The following is a 14,422-nucleotide window of genomic DNA, read 5'->3' as shown; positions in this document are numbered from 1 at the left end:
TGGAGTGCACACGTTCTTCTTCCATCCCATTGAGAGGATAGGATAAACGATTGAAATATCAAGACTATCGCTTTTCCGTAGCCCCCATGATGGATTGGAGCGACCGGCACTGCCGGGTGTTCCACCGCCACCTGACGCGGCGGGCGCTGCTCTACACGGAGATGGTGACGACGGGCGCCGTCATTCATGGCGACCGGGAGCGGCTGCTTGGGTTCGACGTGAGCGAACATCCCGTGGCGCTTCAGCTTGGCGGCTCGGATCCGCGCGAGCTGGCGCAGGCTGCGCGGATCGGCGAGGCGTTCGGCTACGACGAGATCAATCTCAATGTCGGCTGCCCGTCGGACCGCGTGAAGGATGGCCGCTTTGGCGCCTGCCTGATGGCGGAGCCAGAGCTGGTGGCGCGGTGCGTCGATGCGATGAAGCGGGCTGTCGCGGTTCCCGTCACGGTGAAGTGCCGTATCGGCATCGACGACCAGGATCCGGAAGTGGCCCTTGATGCGCTTGCGCGCGCGGTGGTCGCCTCCGGCTGCGACGCACTGATCGTGCATGCCCGCAAGGCCTGGCTCAACGGGTTGTCTCCGAAGGAGAACCGCGACATCCCGCCGCTCGACTATGAGCGCGTCTATCGGCTCAAGCGCGCGATGCCTGACGTGCCTGTCATCATCAACGGCGGCATTCGAGGCCTCGACGAAGCGAGAGCGCATCTCGAGCATGTCGACGGCGTGATGCTCGGCCGCGCCGCCTATCAGGACCCGTGGCGGCTGCTCGGCGTCGATCAGGAGATCTTCGGCGAGGCGAGCCCGCACGCGACCGTGCAGGACGCGCTGGAGGCGATGATGCCCTATATCGAGCAGCAGCTTGCGCGCGGCACGCGGCTGCACGCGATCACGCGGCATTTCGTCGGCGCATTCCATGCCGTGCCCGGCGCGCGGGCCTTCCGCCGCCATCTGGCCGAGCAGGGGGTTAAGGCGGGCGCCGGCCTCGAGGTGCTGCGCGATGCGATCGCGTGCGTCGGTGCGCGTGCGCCGGCCGAGGCGGCGTAAGGCGGCTAATCCATCGCCGTGCGCGAGCGGCGATGGCTGCTCTGAAGCTCGGGATAGCCGGTCAGCATCAGCTTGTCGGCGCGCACCCCCCAGCTCTCCAGGCGGTCGAGGAAGCTCATGCCGAGCAAATTGGTCTTCATCTGCCCGCGCTGGACGACGAGGGCCGGCACCGATTTTTCGACGAGATGGCCGACGGAGAGACGGTCGAGGGTGAGGCGGGCTGCCTTGGTATGTCCGCCCGCGGTTTCGAGGTCGACATCGTATTCGAGCATCTCGAGCGGCAGCCCGATGGCTTTCGCGGTTTCCCAGGTCAGCACCACCGACGTCGCGCCGGTATCGATCACCATCGGCGCGGCGATGCCGTTGATCTTCGCGCGCAGCGCGAATTCGCCGCCCTGGCCGCGTGGGATCTGCACGGCGGGAGCGGGCGTTGCCGTCTGCGCGCGAAAAATGTGGGAGACCTTGTGGCTGGCGCGCGCGATCTGCTCGGGGTCGCCATAGGCGACGACCGCGCCTGCCGTGCCTGCAAGCATGACGAGAACGAGCAGGAAGCGGATCATCGCGCGCCTCCGCAGGCGAGCAGGCCGGTCAGGTGCGTTTCGGCGATGCCGCGATCGGCGCCAGTCCAGCTTCCGTCATGCGTGCCGGCAACAGCGCCATGACCGCGAGCCGGTCCGCGCTTTCCATGGCGTGCCAGCGCGCGATCTCGGGCAAGGTCCGGCCGCAGCCGAAGCACAGCTTGGTCCTGGGATCGATCATGCAGACGGCGACGCACGGCGTTTCTTTGCTCATTCGGACATAGTGGGGGATTGTCGGGCATGTCTGCAAGCATCTGGTTAGGAGCCTGTACCTGCGCTCATGATCGGCTTGTGGCGCGGCCGGCGCTTCTCCTCGGGCAGTACGGAACTCTCCGGCTGGAGCGGCGGGGAATCATCCGACAGCGGCGCCAGCGCGCTCATCACGCGCTCCGGCGGGAAGGTGACGATCACCTCGGTGCCGATGCGCAGCTTCGATTTCAGCGTGAACGTGCCGCCATGCAGGTCGATCAGATTCTTGGCGATCGGCAGGCCGAGACCGGCGCCCTGTTCGGCGGACTTGATCGAGTTGGAGCCCTGGCCGAACGAGGCGAGCACGACCGGGATCTCGTCCTCGGGAATGCCGGAGCCGGAATCCCGCACCGAGAGATATTGTCCGCCCGAGGCGGTCCAGCCGGCCTTGAGCCAGATCTCGCCGCCTTGCGGAGTGAACTTGATCGAGTTGGAGAGCAGGTTGAGCACGACCTGGCGGATCGCGCGCTCGTCGGCCCACAGCCGCGGCATGGCCTGCTCGAACACTTCGTGGATGGTGATGCCGCGGCTGGAGGCGCGCAGCTTCATCAGGTGATGGCAGTCGGCGACGATGCCGACCAGCGACACCGCTTCTTCGTTGAGCTCGTAGCGGCCGGCCTCGATCCGCGACAAGTCGAGGATCTCGTTGATGAGGTTGAGCAGGTGCACGCCGGAATTATGGATGTCCGCCGAGTACTCCTTGTACACCGGTACCGCATGCGCGCCAAAGATCTCGCTCTTCATCACCTCGGAGAAGCCGAGGATGGCATTCAGCGGCGTGCGCAGCTCGTGACTCATCTGCGCGAGGAAGCGCGACTTGGCGACGTTGGCGGATTCGGCGCGGTGGCGCGCCTCGTCCGAGATCGCCTTGGCCTGTTCGAGCTCGCCGATCAGCGCGTCCTTCTCGGCGCGCGCTTCCAGCGTGGCGAAGGTGGAGGAGTGCAGGCGGTGCGCCAGCAGCACGAAATAGCCTTCGGCGGCGAGCGCGAGCGCGGCCAGGATGTAATTGTCCAGCGAGCCGGTCATCACGAAGCTCAGCGCCATGGCGACCGCGACCGGCGCGGTGGCGGCAAGGGCTGCGATCGGCAAGTTCGCGGCGAGCATGCTCGACACTGCGATCACCAGCAGCATCAGGAACATCATCAGCGATTCCGTGACCATGTCGAGCACGGGATGGATCAGGATCGCCATCCAGCACAGGCCATAGAGCAGGTCGAGCACGACGAAGCGCGTCCGCCAGGCGCGCGTCGCCGCGGGCGAGGCGGGCTCGGTCAGGAAGCGCCGGCAACTGCGGGTCATGGCGCTGTGGATGCAGAGCATGCCGGCGGTCCAGGCCGCGGCCGGGATCGGCTGCATCCACAGGCCGAACAGCACGCCGGTCGCGACCACCAGCAGCATCACGACATAGGAAGCCGACAGCCGCGTCTGGGCGTATTGGCGCAGCATCTCGGCGTCGAAGGCCGGCCGGGTTCCACTGGTCGACGTTAACTTGTCCCGCGCCTCGCGCACCCGCTGCGCCGCAGCCCTTCGGCTGCTCGCCGATGGAGCGCTCACCGGCTCGGCCGGAAGCTCCACAACCTCAGGCTTTTCAGCGGGGTTACTCATCAAGCAACACGATTCCTGCCCACGCCGGACGCGGGCCTTCTGCATTGTCTATCTCTGGCAAGAAATCCTTAAGAGGTGACTTAAGGAGCTAAAGAATTACGTTAACCCGGCGTTAATTTTGGATCTCGCCTGCGCCGTCAATGCAGCGCTGCGTACTGGGCGATGTAGACCATCGCGCCCGCCAGATACCCCACCAGGGCGGGGCCTGCGATGCGGCGGGCGTACCAGAAGAACTCGATCTTCTCGAGTCCCATGGCGGCAACGCCCGCGGCCGAGCCGATGATCAGGATCGAGCCGCCGGTGCCGGCGCAATAGGCGATGAACTCCCAGATGAAGCTGTCGGGCGGATGTTGCACCAGATTGTACATGCCCATCGTGGCCGCGACGAGCGGCACGTTGTCGATGATGGCACTCAACAGGCCGAGCAGGATGACGATGACGTCGAGACGCCCGACCGTGGCGTCGAGCCATTTCGCCAACAGTTCCAGCACGCGAGCATGCTCCAGGCACGCGACGGCCATGAGGATGCCGACGAAGAACACGATGGAACTCATGTCGATGCGCGTCAGCGCATGGACGAGGGTGAGGGGACGGCGCGCATCCTCGTCCTTGTGGCGGTGAACGACCTCGCCGACCAGCCAGAGGATGCCAAGCCCGAAAAGAATACCCATGAAAGGCGCAAGGTGCGTCACGGCCTTGAAAACCGGAACGGCGACCAGGGTGCCAAGGCCGAGATAGAACATCAAGTTGCGCTCGAACACCTCGACCCTGAGGGCCTGTGCTTGGTCTTGCAGCGGAGGGACAATCTCCTTCCCCTTGATGGAATAGCCAACGATGAGCAGCGGTATCAGCAGGTTGAGCAGTGAGGGCAGGAACACCGACTTCATGATGCTGAGGGGAGTGATCTGCCCTCCGATCCAGAGCATCGTGGTCGTGACGTCGCCGATCACGGTCCAGGCGCCGCCGGCATTGGCCGCGATGACGATGATCGAGGCGAACAGCAGGCGATCGCTCCTGTTGCCGATCAGCTTCTGGATCAGCGAGATCATCACGATGGTGGTGGTGAGATTGTCGAGGATCGCGCTCAGGAAGAACGTCACGAAGCCGATGATCCACATCAGCGTGGTTTGCTTCGTGGTGCGGATGATCGAGGTGATGACTTCGAAGCCGTTGTGGGCGTCGATCACCTCGACGATCGTCATGGCACCGATCAGGAAGAAGACGATCTGCGCGGTCGAGGCGACGGATTCGTCGAGCTGATGGTTGACGAGCGAGGCGTCGCCGACGGACAGCGCGTAGATGGTCCAGAGCAGGCCGGCTCCAAGGAGAGCCGAGGCGCTCTTGTTGACACCGAGCGGATGTTCGAGCGCGATGGCAGCATACGCAACGATGAAAACGGCGGCTATCACGCTCAGCAAAGTCGGTCCCCCCGGTGTTCGTTCTTCGGCTCGATGCGCTTGCAAGACCTCGACGCGGCGCCGCGTCAAGGCCGGGGGGACGGTCGCAGCTGCCCGGCAGCGACCGTCGATGCGCTCCTCAGCGCTGCAGGCGCGCGAGCAGGCTGGACGTATCCCAGCGCTTGCCGCCCATCTTCTCGACCTCGGAATAGAACTGATCGACCAGCGCGGTGACCGGCAGGTTGGCGCCGTTGCGGCGAGCTTCAGCCAGCGAGATCGAGAGGTCCTTGCGCATCCATTCGACCGCGAAGCCGAAATCGTACTTGTCCTCGTTCATGGTCTTGTAGCGATTCTCCATCTGCCAGGACTGCGCCGCGCCCTTGGAGATGGTCTCGATCACTGCGGCGACGTCGAGGCCGCTCTTCTTGGCGAAGTGGATACCCTCGGAGAGACCCTGCACCAGACCGGCGATGCAGATCTGGTTGACCATCTTCGTGAGCTGGCCGCTTCCGGCGGGTCCGAGCAGTTTGCACATCCGCGCATAGGCGCCCGTGATGATCGGCTCGGCGCCGGCATAGGCGTCCTGCGCGCCGCCGCACATCACCGTCAGCACGCCGTTCTCGGCGCCGGCCTGGCCGCCGGAGACCGGCGCGTCGATGAACCTGAAGCCGGCCTTGGTCGCGGCCGCGTCCAGCTCACGCGCGACTTCGGCGGAGGCGGTGGTATGGTCGACGAAGGTCGCACCCTTCTTCATGCCGGCGAACGCGCCGTCGGGGCCGATCGTGACCGCGCGCAGATCGTTGTCGTTGCCGACGCAGCACATCACGAAATCCTGGCCTTCAGCGGCGGCCTTCGGGGTCGGTGCGGTCTTGCCGCCGAACTTGTCCGCCCATTCCTTCGCCTTGGCCGCGGTGCGGTTGTAGACGGTGACCTCATGGCCCCCTTTTTTCACGAGGTGTCCGGCCATGGGGTAGCCCATGACGCCGAGACCGAGGAAAGCGACTTTAGCCATGTGTGGTACCTTGTCCGTAGCTTGAGTTTTACGGTTGCAGCCGGGCGAGGGCGCCAGGGCGGCGTCCTCCAAGTTCCGCCGCGAGGGCGGATCGGAGGCGCACCATAAACCGTTAAGCCGGGAGGGCAACGGCTTCGTTTGGCGGCCCCCTGTGCTAGGATGGCGGACCTAAGGACTTCAAAAAAGGGAGCGAAAGCATGGGCGGCGTGAGCGTTGGCGTCCTCGATCATTTCAACATCCGGACCCGGAATCTGGCCGAGACCGTCCGCTTCTACGAGGATGTGCTCGGCCTGGAAAAAGGCGCCCGGCCGAATTTCGCCTTCCCCGGCGCCTGGATGTACAGCGAGGGCAAGGCGGTGGTGCATCTCGTCGATATTTCTGCGACCGCCGAGCCACAAAAGCCGGATTCCGGCGTTGTCCATCATGTCGCCTTCGTCAGTCGCGGCTTTGACGGCATGAAGCGGCGGCTGGCGTCCAAGGACATGAAGTTCGAGTCCCGCCAGGTGCCCGGCGGCGACCTCTGGCAGATCTTCGTCAACGATCCCAACGGGGTCATGATCGAGCTGAATTTCGAGGCCGCCAGGGAGCAGGGGGCGGCGCCCGCCGAGAAGGCCGACGATATCGGCAGGCAGTAGCCTTTTGGGCGTTTCCGCTCTAATGGGGCATCCTAGAGTCTCGAGCATGACCTTGCCGGAAAGCCGCGCCACGCCTTGCGCTGGCGCCGTCCTCCGGCTCCGGATCATGCTCCGTTCAGGAGATGCGCTTTGAGCGTGACGCAGCAACAGGTTCTCGACAGCCTCGCCAGGATCAAATCTCCCCGCGGGGTCGCGCTCACCAATGCCAACGTGCTGAGCGCGATCAGCGCGTCCGACGGCAAGGTGTTCTTCTCGATCAATGTCGATGCCGCCGAGGCGAGGGCCTGGGAGCCAATCCGGGCCGAAGCCGAGGCCGCTGTGCGCACCATTCCCGGCGTCACCACCGTCATGGTGGCGCTGACCGCCGAGCGCAAGCCGGGCTCCGCGCCGCCGCCGCCCCCGCAACCCAGCCGCGGCACGCCCGGCGTGCAACCGGTCCATGCCCACAAGCCGCCGCAGGGCGGCGGGTCGCCGATGGCGCGGCAGTCGGAAATTCCCGGCGTTGCCGCCGTGATCGCGGTCGCCTCCGGCAAGGGCGGCGTCGGCAAGTCGACCACCGCGCTGAACCTGGCGCTGGGCCTGCGCGACCTCGGCCTCAAGGTCGGGCTGCTCGATGCCGACATCTACGGCCCCTCGGTGCCGCGGCTGACCGGCCTGCACGACAAGCCGGAGCTGAACGACGAGCGAAAAATGATTCCGCTTCGGCGCTTCGGTCTGGCCATCATGTCGATCGGCTTCCTGGTCGAGGAAGAGACCGCGATGATCTGGCGCGGTCCCATGGTGATGTCGGCGGTGACGCAGATGCTGCGCGACGTCGAATGGGGCAAGCTCGACGTGCTGGTCGTCGACATGCCGCCGGGCACCGGCGATGCCCAGCTCACGCTGGCGCAGAACGTGCCGCTGAAGGGCGCCGTGATCGTCTCGACCCCGCAGGATCTGTCCCTGATCGATGCGCGACGGGGGCTTGCCATGTTCAAGAAGGTCAACGTGCCCGTGCTCGGCATCGTCGAGAACATGAGCTACTTCCAATGCCCGCATTGCGGCACGCGGTCGGACATTTTCGGCCATGGCGGGGCGCGGCACGAGGCGGAGAAGCTCGAAGTCCCCTTCCTCGGCGAGATCCCGCTGCACATGGCGATTCGTGCTACCTCGGATGCCGGCAATCCCGTCGTCGACAGCGAGCCGGACGGTCCTCATGCGGCGATCTACCGCGCCATTGCAGGGCAGGTCCGCGACCAGCTCAAGGGCGTCATCGCGGCGGCCTGAGCCGGCCGCTCGGGGCACGCCTTCCTCGTCCTTTTGGGGGGCATGCGACTTTCGTAGAGCCCCGTCATGCCATTGTCGCGTTCCGCAAGCGGGGCTTCCGTGGTAAAGGCCCACGGCAGTCAAGCCCCTTCGGTTCGACGCGGCCCTAACGCGTCGCCGGAATGAGCGGCGGCAAGAAGAGAAGTTAAGGGGAAACGCCCCAGCAAGGAGAGACCTGAAGATGAAGCGTCGTGATTTTCTGAAAGTGTCGGCAGCAGGCGCGGCGGCAACCGCGGTAGCCTCGCCGGCGATCGCGCAGTCCTCGCCCGAGGTGAAGTGGCGCTTGACTTCGAGCTTCCCGAAGTCGCTCGATACCATCTATGGCGGTGCCGAGCAGGTGGCGAAGTACGTCGCCGAGATGACCGACAACAAATTCCAGATCCAGGTGTTCGCGGGCGGTGAAATCGTCCCGGCCCTCCAGGCGCTCGATGCGACCTCCAACGGCACCGTCGAGATGTGCCATACCGTCTCGTACTACTATGTCGGCAAGGACCCGACCTTCGCGATCTACGCCTCGGTGCCGTTCGGCCTCAATGCGCGCCAGCAGAACTCCTGGTGGTATCAGGGCGGCGGCATGGAGCTCGGCAACGAGTTCTTCAAGAAGTCGAACGTGATCGGCTTCCCCTGCGGCAACACCGGCACCCAGATGGGCGGCTGGTTCCGCAAGGAGATCAAGACCGTTGCCGACCTCTCCGGCCTCAAGATGCGCATCGGCGGCATCGCCGGCCAGGTGCTTCAGAAGGTCGGCGTGGTGCCGCAGCAGCTCGCCGGCGGCGACATCTATCCGGCGCTCGAAAAGGGCACCATCGACGCCGCCGAGTGGGTCGGCCCCTACGATGACGAGAAACTCGGCTTCGCCAAGGTCGCCAAGTACTACTACTATCCGGGCTTCTGGGAAGGCGGTCCGACCGTCCACGCCTTCGCCAACCTGGAGAAGTGGAATGCGCTGCCGAAGAACTACCAGGCGATCCTCACCAACGCGATGACCAATGCCAACACCTGGATGGCGGCGCGCTACGACATGCAGAACCCGGCGGCGCTGAAGCGTCTGGTTGCCGGCGGCACCCAGCTTCGTCCCTTCACCAACGAGGTGCTGGAAGCCTGCCTCAAGGCGACCAACGAGCTGTGGGCGGAGATCTCGGCCAAGAACCCCGACTTCAAGAAGTCGATCGACGCCATGCAGGCCTACCGCTCCGACGAATATCTGTGGTGGCAGGTTGCCGAATATACCTACGACAGCTTCATGATCCGCTCGCGCACGCGCGGCTGATCGCCTAGGCCTAAAGTCGCAAAGACCGGAAAGCCCGGCCTCCATTGGAGGCCGGGCTTTTTCTTTGCCGCAGTGCGATCGGGATGGAATTGGGCGGCGGCTTGCGTCATGGTGGTGCAAAGCCTCGGCAAGAAGGCCCACAATCACTGGTACATCAGGGCAGGAAATCATGAAGAGAAGAGACTTCATCAAGGTCACAGGACTCGGTGCGGCCGGCGCCGCCACGCTCGCGGCTCCCGCGATCGCGCAGTCGATGCCGGAAATCAAATGGCGCATGCCGACGAGCTGGCCGAAATCGCTCGACACGCTGTTTGGTGGCGCCGAGATGATGTGCAAGATGGTCGCCGAGGCGACCGACAACAAATTCCAGATCCAGATCTTCGCGGCCGGCGAGATCGTGCCGGGCCTCCAGGTGCTCGACGCCGTTCAGAACGGCACCTGCGAAATCGGCCACACCGCGTCCTACTATTATTTCGGCAAGGATCCGACCTTCACCTTCGGCTCGGCCGTGCCGTTCGGCCCCAACATGCGCATCAACCAGGCCTGGTACATGCAGGGCGGCGGGCGCGACGTGCTCAACGAATTCTACAAGAGCTACAACGTCGTCTCATTGCTCGCGGGCAACACCGGCTGCCAGATGGGCGGCTGGTTCAGGAAAGAGGTCAACGCACCCGACGATCTCAAGGGCATGAAATTCCGCATCGGCGGCTTTGCCGGCCGCGTGCTCCAGAAGCTCGGAGTGGTGCCGCAGCAACTCGCCGGCGGCGACATCTATCCCGCGCTGGAAAAGGGCACCATCGATGCCGCCGAATGGGTCGGCCCCTATGACGACGAAAAGCTCGGCTTCTACAAGATCGCACCGCACTACTACTATCCCGGCTGGTGGGAGGGTGGGCCGATGCTGCTGGCCTTCGTCAACCTCGACAAGTGGAACGCGCTGCCGAAATATTACCAGAGCGTGCTGGAGCAGGCCGGCCACTACGCCAACAACTACATGATGGCGCGCTACGACACCGCCAATCCGCTGGCGCTGAAGAAGCTGCTCGCGGGCGGCGCCAAGCTGCACGCCTTCTCGCCGTCGATCATGGATGCCTGCCACAAGGCCGCCAAGGAGCTGCATGCCGAAGTCGGCGCGACCAACGCCAATTTCAAGAAGGTGCACGACTCCCTCGCCAAGTTCACGAGCGACGGCTACGCCTGGTTCCAGGTCGCCGAGGTCGGCTACGACATCTTCATGGCGCGGCGCTCGCAGAGCTGATCGCGTCACGCCGCCGAATGCAACGCCCCGGAGCGGAAGCTTCGGGGCGTTTCTTGTGCGTCCTGCTTCTTTGAAACCAGGAGTAGTTGACTTGTCGGGCAAAGCAGAATGTTAGGATCCAATGATCCGGAATATGGTTCGTCGGCAGCCGTTTGGACGTGACATGAGTTTCGATCCCGAGGCCGTTCAAAGCGCGCTGCTCAAGGCGTGGTCGCGGTCGACCGCGAGCCAATGGACGGCGGACAATCCGGCCGCAGGACAATGCAACGTCACGTCGCTGCTCGTTCATGAACTCTTCGGCGGCGACCTGCTGAAGACGCCACTGCCGGCCGGCGACCATTTTTACAATCGGATCGAAGGCAAGAGGTACGACTTCACGGCGAGCCAGTTCGACCGGCCGATCGCTTATACGGACTTGCCTGCAGATGGGGCCGACGCGTTGCTGGGAGCAACGAACGATCAATTAGCCGAACTAAGGGCAGCATTTCAGCAGAGCCATACCAAGTCAGGCTAGCGCCATCAGGCAGAAGGCGAATGCGAGTGCGAGTGTGAAGCTGACCATGTGCATGCGTTGCCCTCCGTTGAGATTTGCGGAAGGTGTTTGTTCGGAGCGGATCCATCCATAAGGTGGTTCTTCGCTGCGCTCTCTCCATCCCTGCATGCTGAAGCGCCATTGCTTACACAAACCTGACAAGCGTGGCCTTCTTTGATGCCGCTCATCAGCGGTGCGCCGGGAGAGACCATCGCGTCCGGAGGCGCGAGAGTTCGTGTCATTCAACGCCCACGCGATGCGTAGTTTTTCGGTGTTCCTTTTACGGAACGGTCGAGTTATCGGAATCCGGCAATCGGGCTGAAGCTGCGGCGTGTCATCACGCCGGTCGCGCTTCACGGTACGGTATACCGGACTCAACCAGTCCCGACGGGAATGCAGCATTCACCGAACACGGCGGCTCTCGATCGTTGATCGAGATGCCAGGGCCGCCGTTTCCCGTGGGACTTCTCAAATGAGACTGGCAATTGAAATTCTACAACTCCTGGTCCAATCGGCCGACAGCTGGCTTTTTGAAGGGAGCCTTGCGGGGCTGAGCGATCGGGAATGGATGGCCTTGCGCTTTCTCGCCCGCGCAAACAGGTTTTCGCGGACGCCCACGGCTCTCGCCAGCTTTCTGGGCACGACCCGCAGCGTCGCATCGCAGATCGCCGCCGTGCTCGAGAGCAAGGGGTTGATGGTTCGCAAGCCATCTGCAGAAGACAAGCGCTCGATTGCGCTCTGCATCACGAGCGAAGGCGAGAAGGTCCTCGAGCGCGATCCAATTAACGTCCTTCGAGATCAGCTCGTGACACTTGAGCTCCCCGATCGATCTCAGCTGCGCGATACGCTTCGCCGCGTCCTCGATGGGCTCGATGTTGCCAAGCGCCGTCACAACGCCGACGTCTGCGGCAGGTGCATGTTCCTGATCGAGAGCGGAGAGGGGAAGGATCGTCACTTCAAGTGCAGGCTGTTCCGGAAATCCATAGCTCCAAGGGACACGACCCTGCTTTGCGCCTATTTCGAGGGACGAGGCTAGGCGGCACTGGTGCACGTGAGGATTGCTGCCGCGCACCGCGTCGTCATCCCGAGGGCCCGCCAACGGCGGGCGTCTCGAAGGATGGCCATAGGGAAGTCGCTTCCAAATGCGATTGGCCTGCGCCTCTTGGGGGGCACACCTGGTCGGCTTACACAAACCTGACAGACGACTGGTTCGGCCGGACGCTTTTTCGCTGGCCGAGGCGTCCGGAATGATGGAAGACAGCGAAGATGCCGCGCGAGGCGTGCGGTGACCTGAGTATCCGGCAGATATGCGATGCGCCTTCTGATCGTCGAGGACAATGCCGAGCTGTCGCGCCTCGTCGCTGGCGGGCTGGCGGCGGCTGGCTATCAGAGCGACATCGTCGGCAGCGCGGCCGAGGCGCGCGAGGCGGTGAGCAGCGTCAGCTATGCCGCGATGATCCTCGATCTCGGGCTGCCCGACGGCGACGGCCTGTCGGTGCTGCGCGAGTTGCGCCTCAAGATGGAACCGCTCCCCGTGCTGGTGCTGACCGCCCGCGGCGGTCTGCAGGACCGCGTCAGCGGCCTGCGCAGCGGCGCCGACGACTATCTCGCCAAGCCGTTCGCGATGGAGGAACTGGTGGCGCGGCTGGAGGCGATCCTGCGCCGGCCGGGCCAGCTGCTCGGCCGCTCGCTCAGTCTCGCCAACCTCGTCTACGACACCGAGAGCCGCCAGATCTTCGTCGACGACCAGCCGCGGATCATCTCCGCGCGCGAGACCTCGGTGCTGGAGATTTTGCTGCGCCGGCAGGGGCGGGTGGTGCCGAAGAAGAACGTCGAGGATCACATCTTCGGGCTCGACGGCGAGGTCGCCTCCAACGCGGTCGAGGTCTATGTTTCGCGGCTGCGCAAGCAGCTCGCTGAACACGGCGCCAAGGTCGTGATCCATACCATCCGCGGCGTCGGCTATCTCATGGACGTGGAGAAATAGCGTGACCCAGCTCGGATCCAACGTCGGATCCTATGCCGGGTCCTATGGCAGGTCTCCGACGTTCAAATCGCTGATCTGGCGCATCGTGTTCCTGCACATCCTGGCGGTCGCGGTGGTCGCGATCTTCCTGCCGCTGGTGCTGTTCTGGCTGCTCAATTCCGAGATCGACCAGCTGCATCGCGATGCCATGCGCGCCCAGGCCGAGGTGCTGGCGGAGCGCATCGTTGTTCAGCCGGGCGGATTGCTGACGTTCAATCTGCCCGACAGTCTCAAGGGTCTCTATTCGGAAGCGTATGGCCGCTATCAGTATGACATTCGCGATGCCGATGGCCGGCTGCTGTTCTCCTCCCATCGGCGCTCCGCCGCCACCGCTGCACCGCGCTCGTCGGAGAGCATTTCCGGCGCCGCCGTCACCCGCGACGTCGACGGCAAGACGGTGCGCATCCAGGTCGCCGAGGACCTCGCGCACCGGGACGTCATCATCGACGACATCGTGTCGAATTTCTTCCGGCGCGTGGGATGGATCACCATCCCGATCCTGCTGGTCCTGCTCGCCACCGACATCATCATCTTCCGCCGCGCGATCGCGCCGCTGTGGAAGGCCTCCGAGGAGGCCAGCAATATCGGTCCGGCGCGCACCGACATCCGCCTGCCGACGGAGCAGATCCCGCGCGAGATCCTGCCGCTCGTCACCGCCGTCAACCAGGCGCTCGACCGCCTCGAAGGCGGCTTTCGGGTACAGCGGCAGTTCACCGCGGATGCCGCGCATCAATTGCGCACGCCGCTCGCGATCCTGCGCACGCGGATCGAGACGCTCGACGATCGGGCGGCACGGCATGCGCTGCATGCCGACATCGAAACCATGAGCCGCCTCGTCGCCCAGCTTCTGGAGATCGCCGAGCTCGACACCCTGGTGCTCGATCCCGGCGAGACTGCGGATTTGCGCGCCGTCTGCGCCGAAGTGGTCGCCTCGATCGCCCCGTTCGCGATCGCGCAGCACAAGGACATTGCGCTCCGGGGTACCGATGCGCCGGTCACGATCCACGGCAATGCGGAGATGCTGCAGCGCGCGGTCTTCAACCTGGCGGAAAACGCCATCAAGTTCACGGCAAAAGACACGACCGTTGACGTCGAGGTGCGCGAGGACGGTTCGGTGCGCGTGCGCGATAGCGGCCCGGGGATTGCGGAGGCCGAGCGTGAGCTGATCTTTCAGCGCTTCTGGCGCGCCGACCGCCGGCGCAGCGACGGCGCGGGACTTGGGCTTTCCATCGTGCGGGCGGTGGCGGACGATCACGCCGCGACGATTGCGGTGGAGAATCTTCCGGGGGGTGGAGCCGAGTTCACGCTGCGGTTTCGGCTGGCGGACAGCAACACCGCTTCACCCTCTCCCCTTGTGGGAGAGGGTGGCTCGCCGCGATAGCAGCGAGACGGGTGAGGGGTCTCTCTCCGCTAGTCTCACTCTCAATTGAATGCGCGGAGAGAGACCCCTCATCCGGCGCGAATCGCGTTCGCGCCACCTTCTCCCGCAAGAAGGCAGGGTAATCGCATATG

14 protein-coding genes are annotated in these 14,422 nt (G+C 64.4%); 9 read left to right on the top strand and 5 right to left on the bottom strand.

What is annotated here, in order from left to right; genetic code table 11:
• Positions 1 to 86 precede the first annotated feature (86 nt).
• Positions 87 to 1,043: a tRNA dihydrouridine(20/20a) synthase DusA gene (dusA, locus tag CIT37_RS24735; protein WP_244611403.1), complete on the top strand. Its 957-nt coding sequence runs from the start codon at positions 87 to 89 to the stop codon at positions 1,041 to 1,043.
• 5 nt (positions 1,044 to 1,048) lie between these two features.
• Here dusA and CIT37_RS24730 read toward each other — a convergent pair whose 3' ends face one another.
• The 5 genes from CIT37_RS24730 to CIT37_RS24710 all read right to left on the bottom strand — a co-directional run bounded on the left by CIT37_RS24730 (position 1,049) and on the right by CIT37_RS24710 (position 5,884).
• Positions 1,049 to 1,603, bottom strand: coding sequence for a TIGR02281 family clan AA aspartic protease (locus CIT37_RS24730; protein WP_028145315.1), 555 nt, complete (start codon positions 1,601 to 1,603; stop codon positions 1,049 to 1,051).
• A gap of 28 nt (positions 1,604 to 1,631) precedes the next feature.
• The gene (locus tag CIT37_RS24725) at positions 1,632 to 1,835 is read right to left on the bottom strand and encodes a DUF1289 domain-containing protein (protein ID WP_026202286.1); all 204 of its coding nucleotides are present in this window, start codon (positions 1,833 to 1,835) and stop codon (positions 1,632 to 1,634) included.
• A 44-nt stretch (positions 1,836 to 1,879) separates the two neighbouring features.
• On the bottom strand, positions 1,880 to 3,475 hold the full coding sequence (locus CIT37_RS24720; RefSeq protein ID WP_028145314.1) for a sensor histidine kinase: 1,596 nt from the start codon (positions 3,473 to 3,475) through the stop codon (positions 1,880 to 1,882).
• 137 nt (positions 3,476 to 3,612) lie between these two features.
• Positions 3,613 to 4,893: a sodium:proton antiporter NhaD gene (nhaD, locus tag CIT37_RS24715; protein ID WP_028145313.1), complete on the bottom strand. Its 1,281-nt coding sequence runs from the start codon at positions 4,891 to 4,893 to the stop codon at positions 3,613 to 3,615.
• Positions 4,894 to 5,011: 118 nt separating this feature from the next.
• Positions 5,012 to 5,884 carry an NAD(P)-dependent oxidoreductase gene (locus CIT37_RS24710; protein ID WP_028145312.1) on the bottom strand — a complete coding sequence of 291 codons (873 nt, stop codon included), beginning with the start codon at positions 5,882 to 5,884 and terminating at the stop codon, positions 5,012 to 5,014.
• Positions 5,885 to 6,081: 197 nt separating this feature from the next.
• Here CIT37_RS24710 and CIT37_RS24705 point away from each other — a divergent pair, with 197 nt between their 5' ends.
• The 8 genes from CIT37_RS24705 to CIT37_RS24670 all read left to right on the top strand — a co-directional run bounded on the left by CIT37_RS24705 (position 6,082) and on the right by CIT37_RS24670 (position 14,291).
• Positions 6,082 to 6,519: a VOC family protein gene (locus CIT37_RS24705; protein WP_028145311.1), complete on the top strand. Its 438-nt coding sequence runs from the start codon at positions 6,082 to 6,084 to the stop codon at positions 6,517 to 6,519.
• Positions 6,520 to 6,648: 129 nt separating this feature from the next.
• Entirely contained in the window at positions 6,649 to 7,785 is a 1,137-nt protein-coding gene (locus CIT37_RS24700; RefSeq protein WP_028145310.1) for an Mrp/NBP35 family ATP-binding protein, read from the top strand.
• Between the two features lie 220 nt (positions 7,786 to 8,005).
• Complete coding sequence (locus tag CIT37_RS24695; RefSeq protein WP_028145309.1) at positions 8,006 to 9,094, top strand: TRAP transporter substrate-binding protein; 1,089 nt, start codon at positions 8,006 to 8,008, stop codon at positions 9,092 to 9,094.
• Positions 9,095 to 9,263: 169 nt separating this feature from the next.
• On the top strand, positions 9,264 to 10,352 hold the full coding sequence (locus CIT37_RS24690; protein WP_028145308.1) for a TRAP transporter substrate-binding protein: 1,089 nt from the start codon (positions 9,264 to 9,266) through the stop codon (positions 10,350 to 10,352).
• A gap of 163 nt (positions 10,353 to 10,515) precedes the next feature.
• Positions 10,516 to 10,866 carry a YunG family protein gene (locus CIT37_RS24685; RefSeq protein ID WP_095425856.1) on the top strand — a complete coding sequence of 117 codons (351 nt, stop codon included), beginning with the start codon at positions 10,516 to 10,518 and terminating at the stop codon, positions 10,864 to 10,866.
• Between the two features lie 490 nt (positions 10,867 to 11,356).
• The gene (locus CIT37_RS24680) at positions 11,357 to 11,920 is read left to right on the top strand and encodes a MarR family winged helix-turn-helix transcriptional regulator (RefSeq protein ID WP_038946263.1); all 564 of its coding nucleotides are present in this window, start codon (positions 11,357 to 11,359) and stop codon (positions 11,918 to 11,920) included.
• 276 nt (positions 11,921 to 12,196) lie between these two features.
• Positions 12,197 to 12,871, top strand: a complete 675-nt coding sequence (locus CIT37_RS24675) for a response regulator (RefSeq protein WP_038946264.1) — start codon at positions 12,197 to 12,199, stop codon at positions 12,869 to 12,871.
• Between the two features lies 1 nt (position 12,872).
• A complete protein-coding gene (locus CIT37_RS24670; RefSeq protein ID WP_095425857.1) occupies positions 12,873 to 14,291 on the top strand; it encodes a sensor histidine kinase in 1,419 nt (472 codons plus the stop codon).
• The last annotated feature ends 131 nt before the right edge of the window (positions 14,292 to 14,422 follow it).

The organism is Bradyrhizobium ottawaense (genome assembly GCF_002278135.3).
GTDB classification, from domain to species: Bacteria; Pseudomonadota; Alphaproteobacteria; order Rhizobiales; family Xanthobacteraceae; genus Bradyrhizobium; species Bradyrhizobium ottawaense.
The sequence above is the reverse complement of the archived record's forward strand: the minus strand, read 5'-3'. Positions and strand labels throughout refer to the sequence as shown.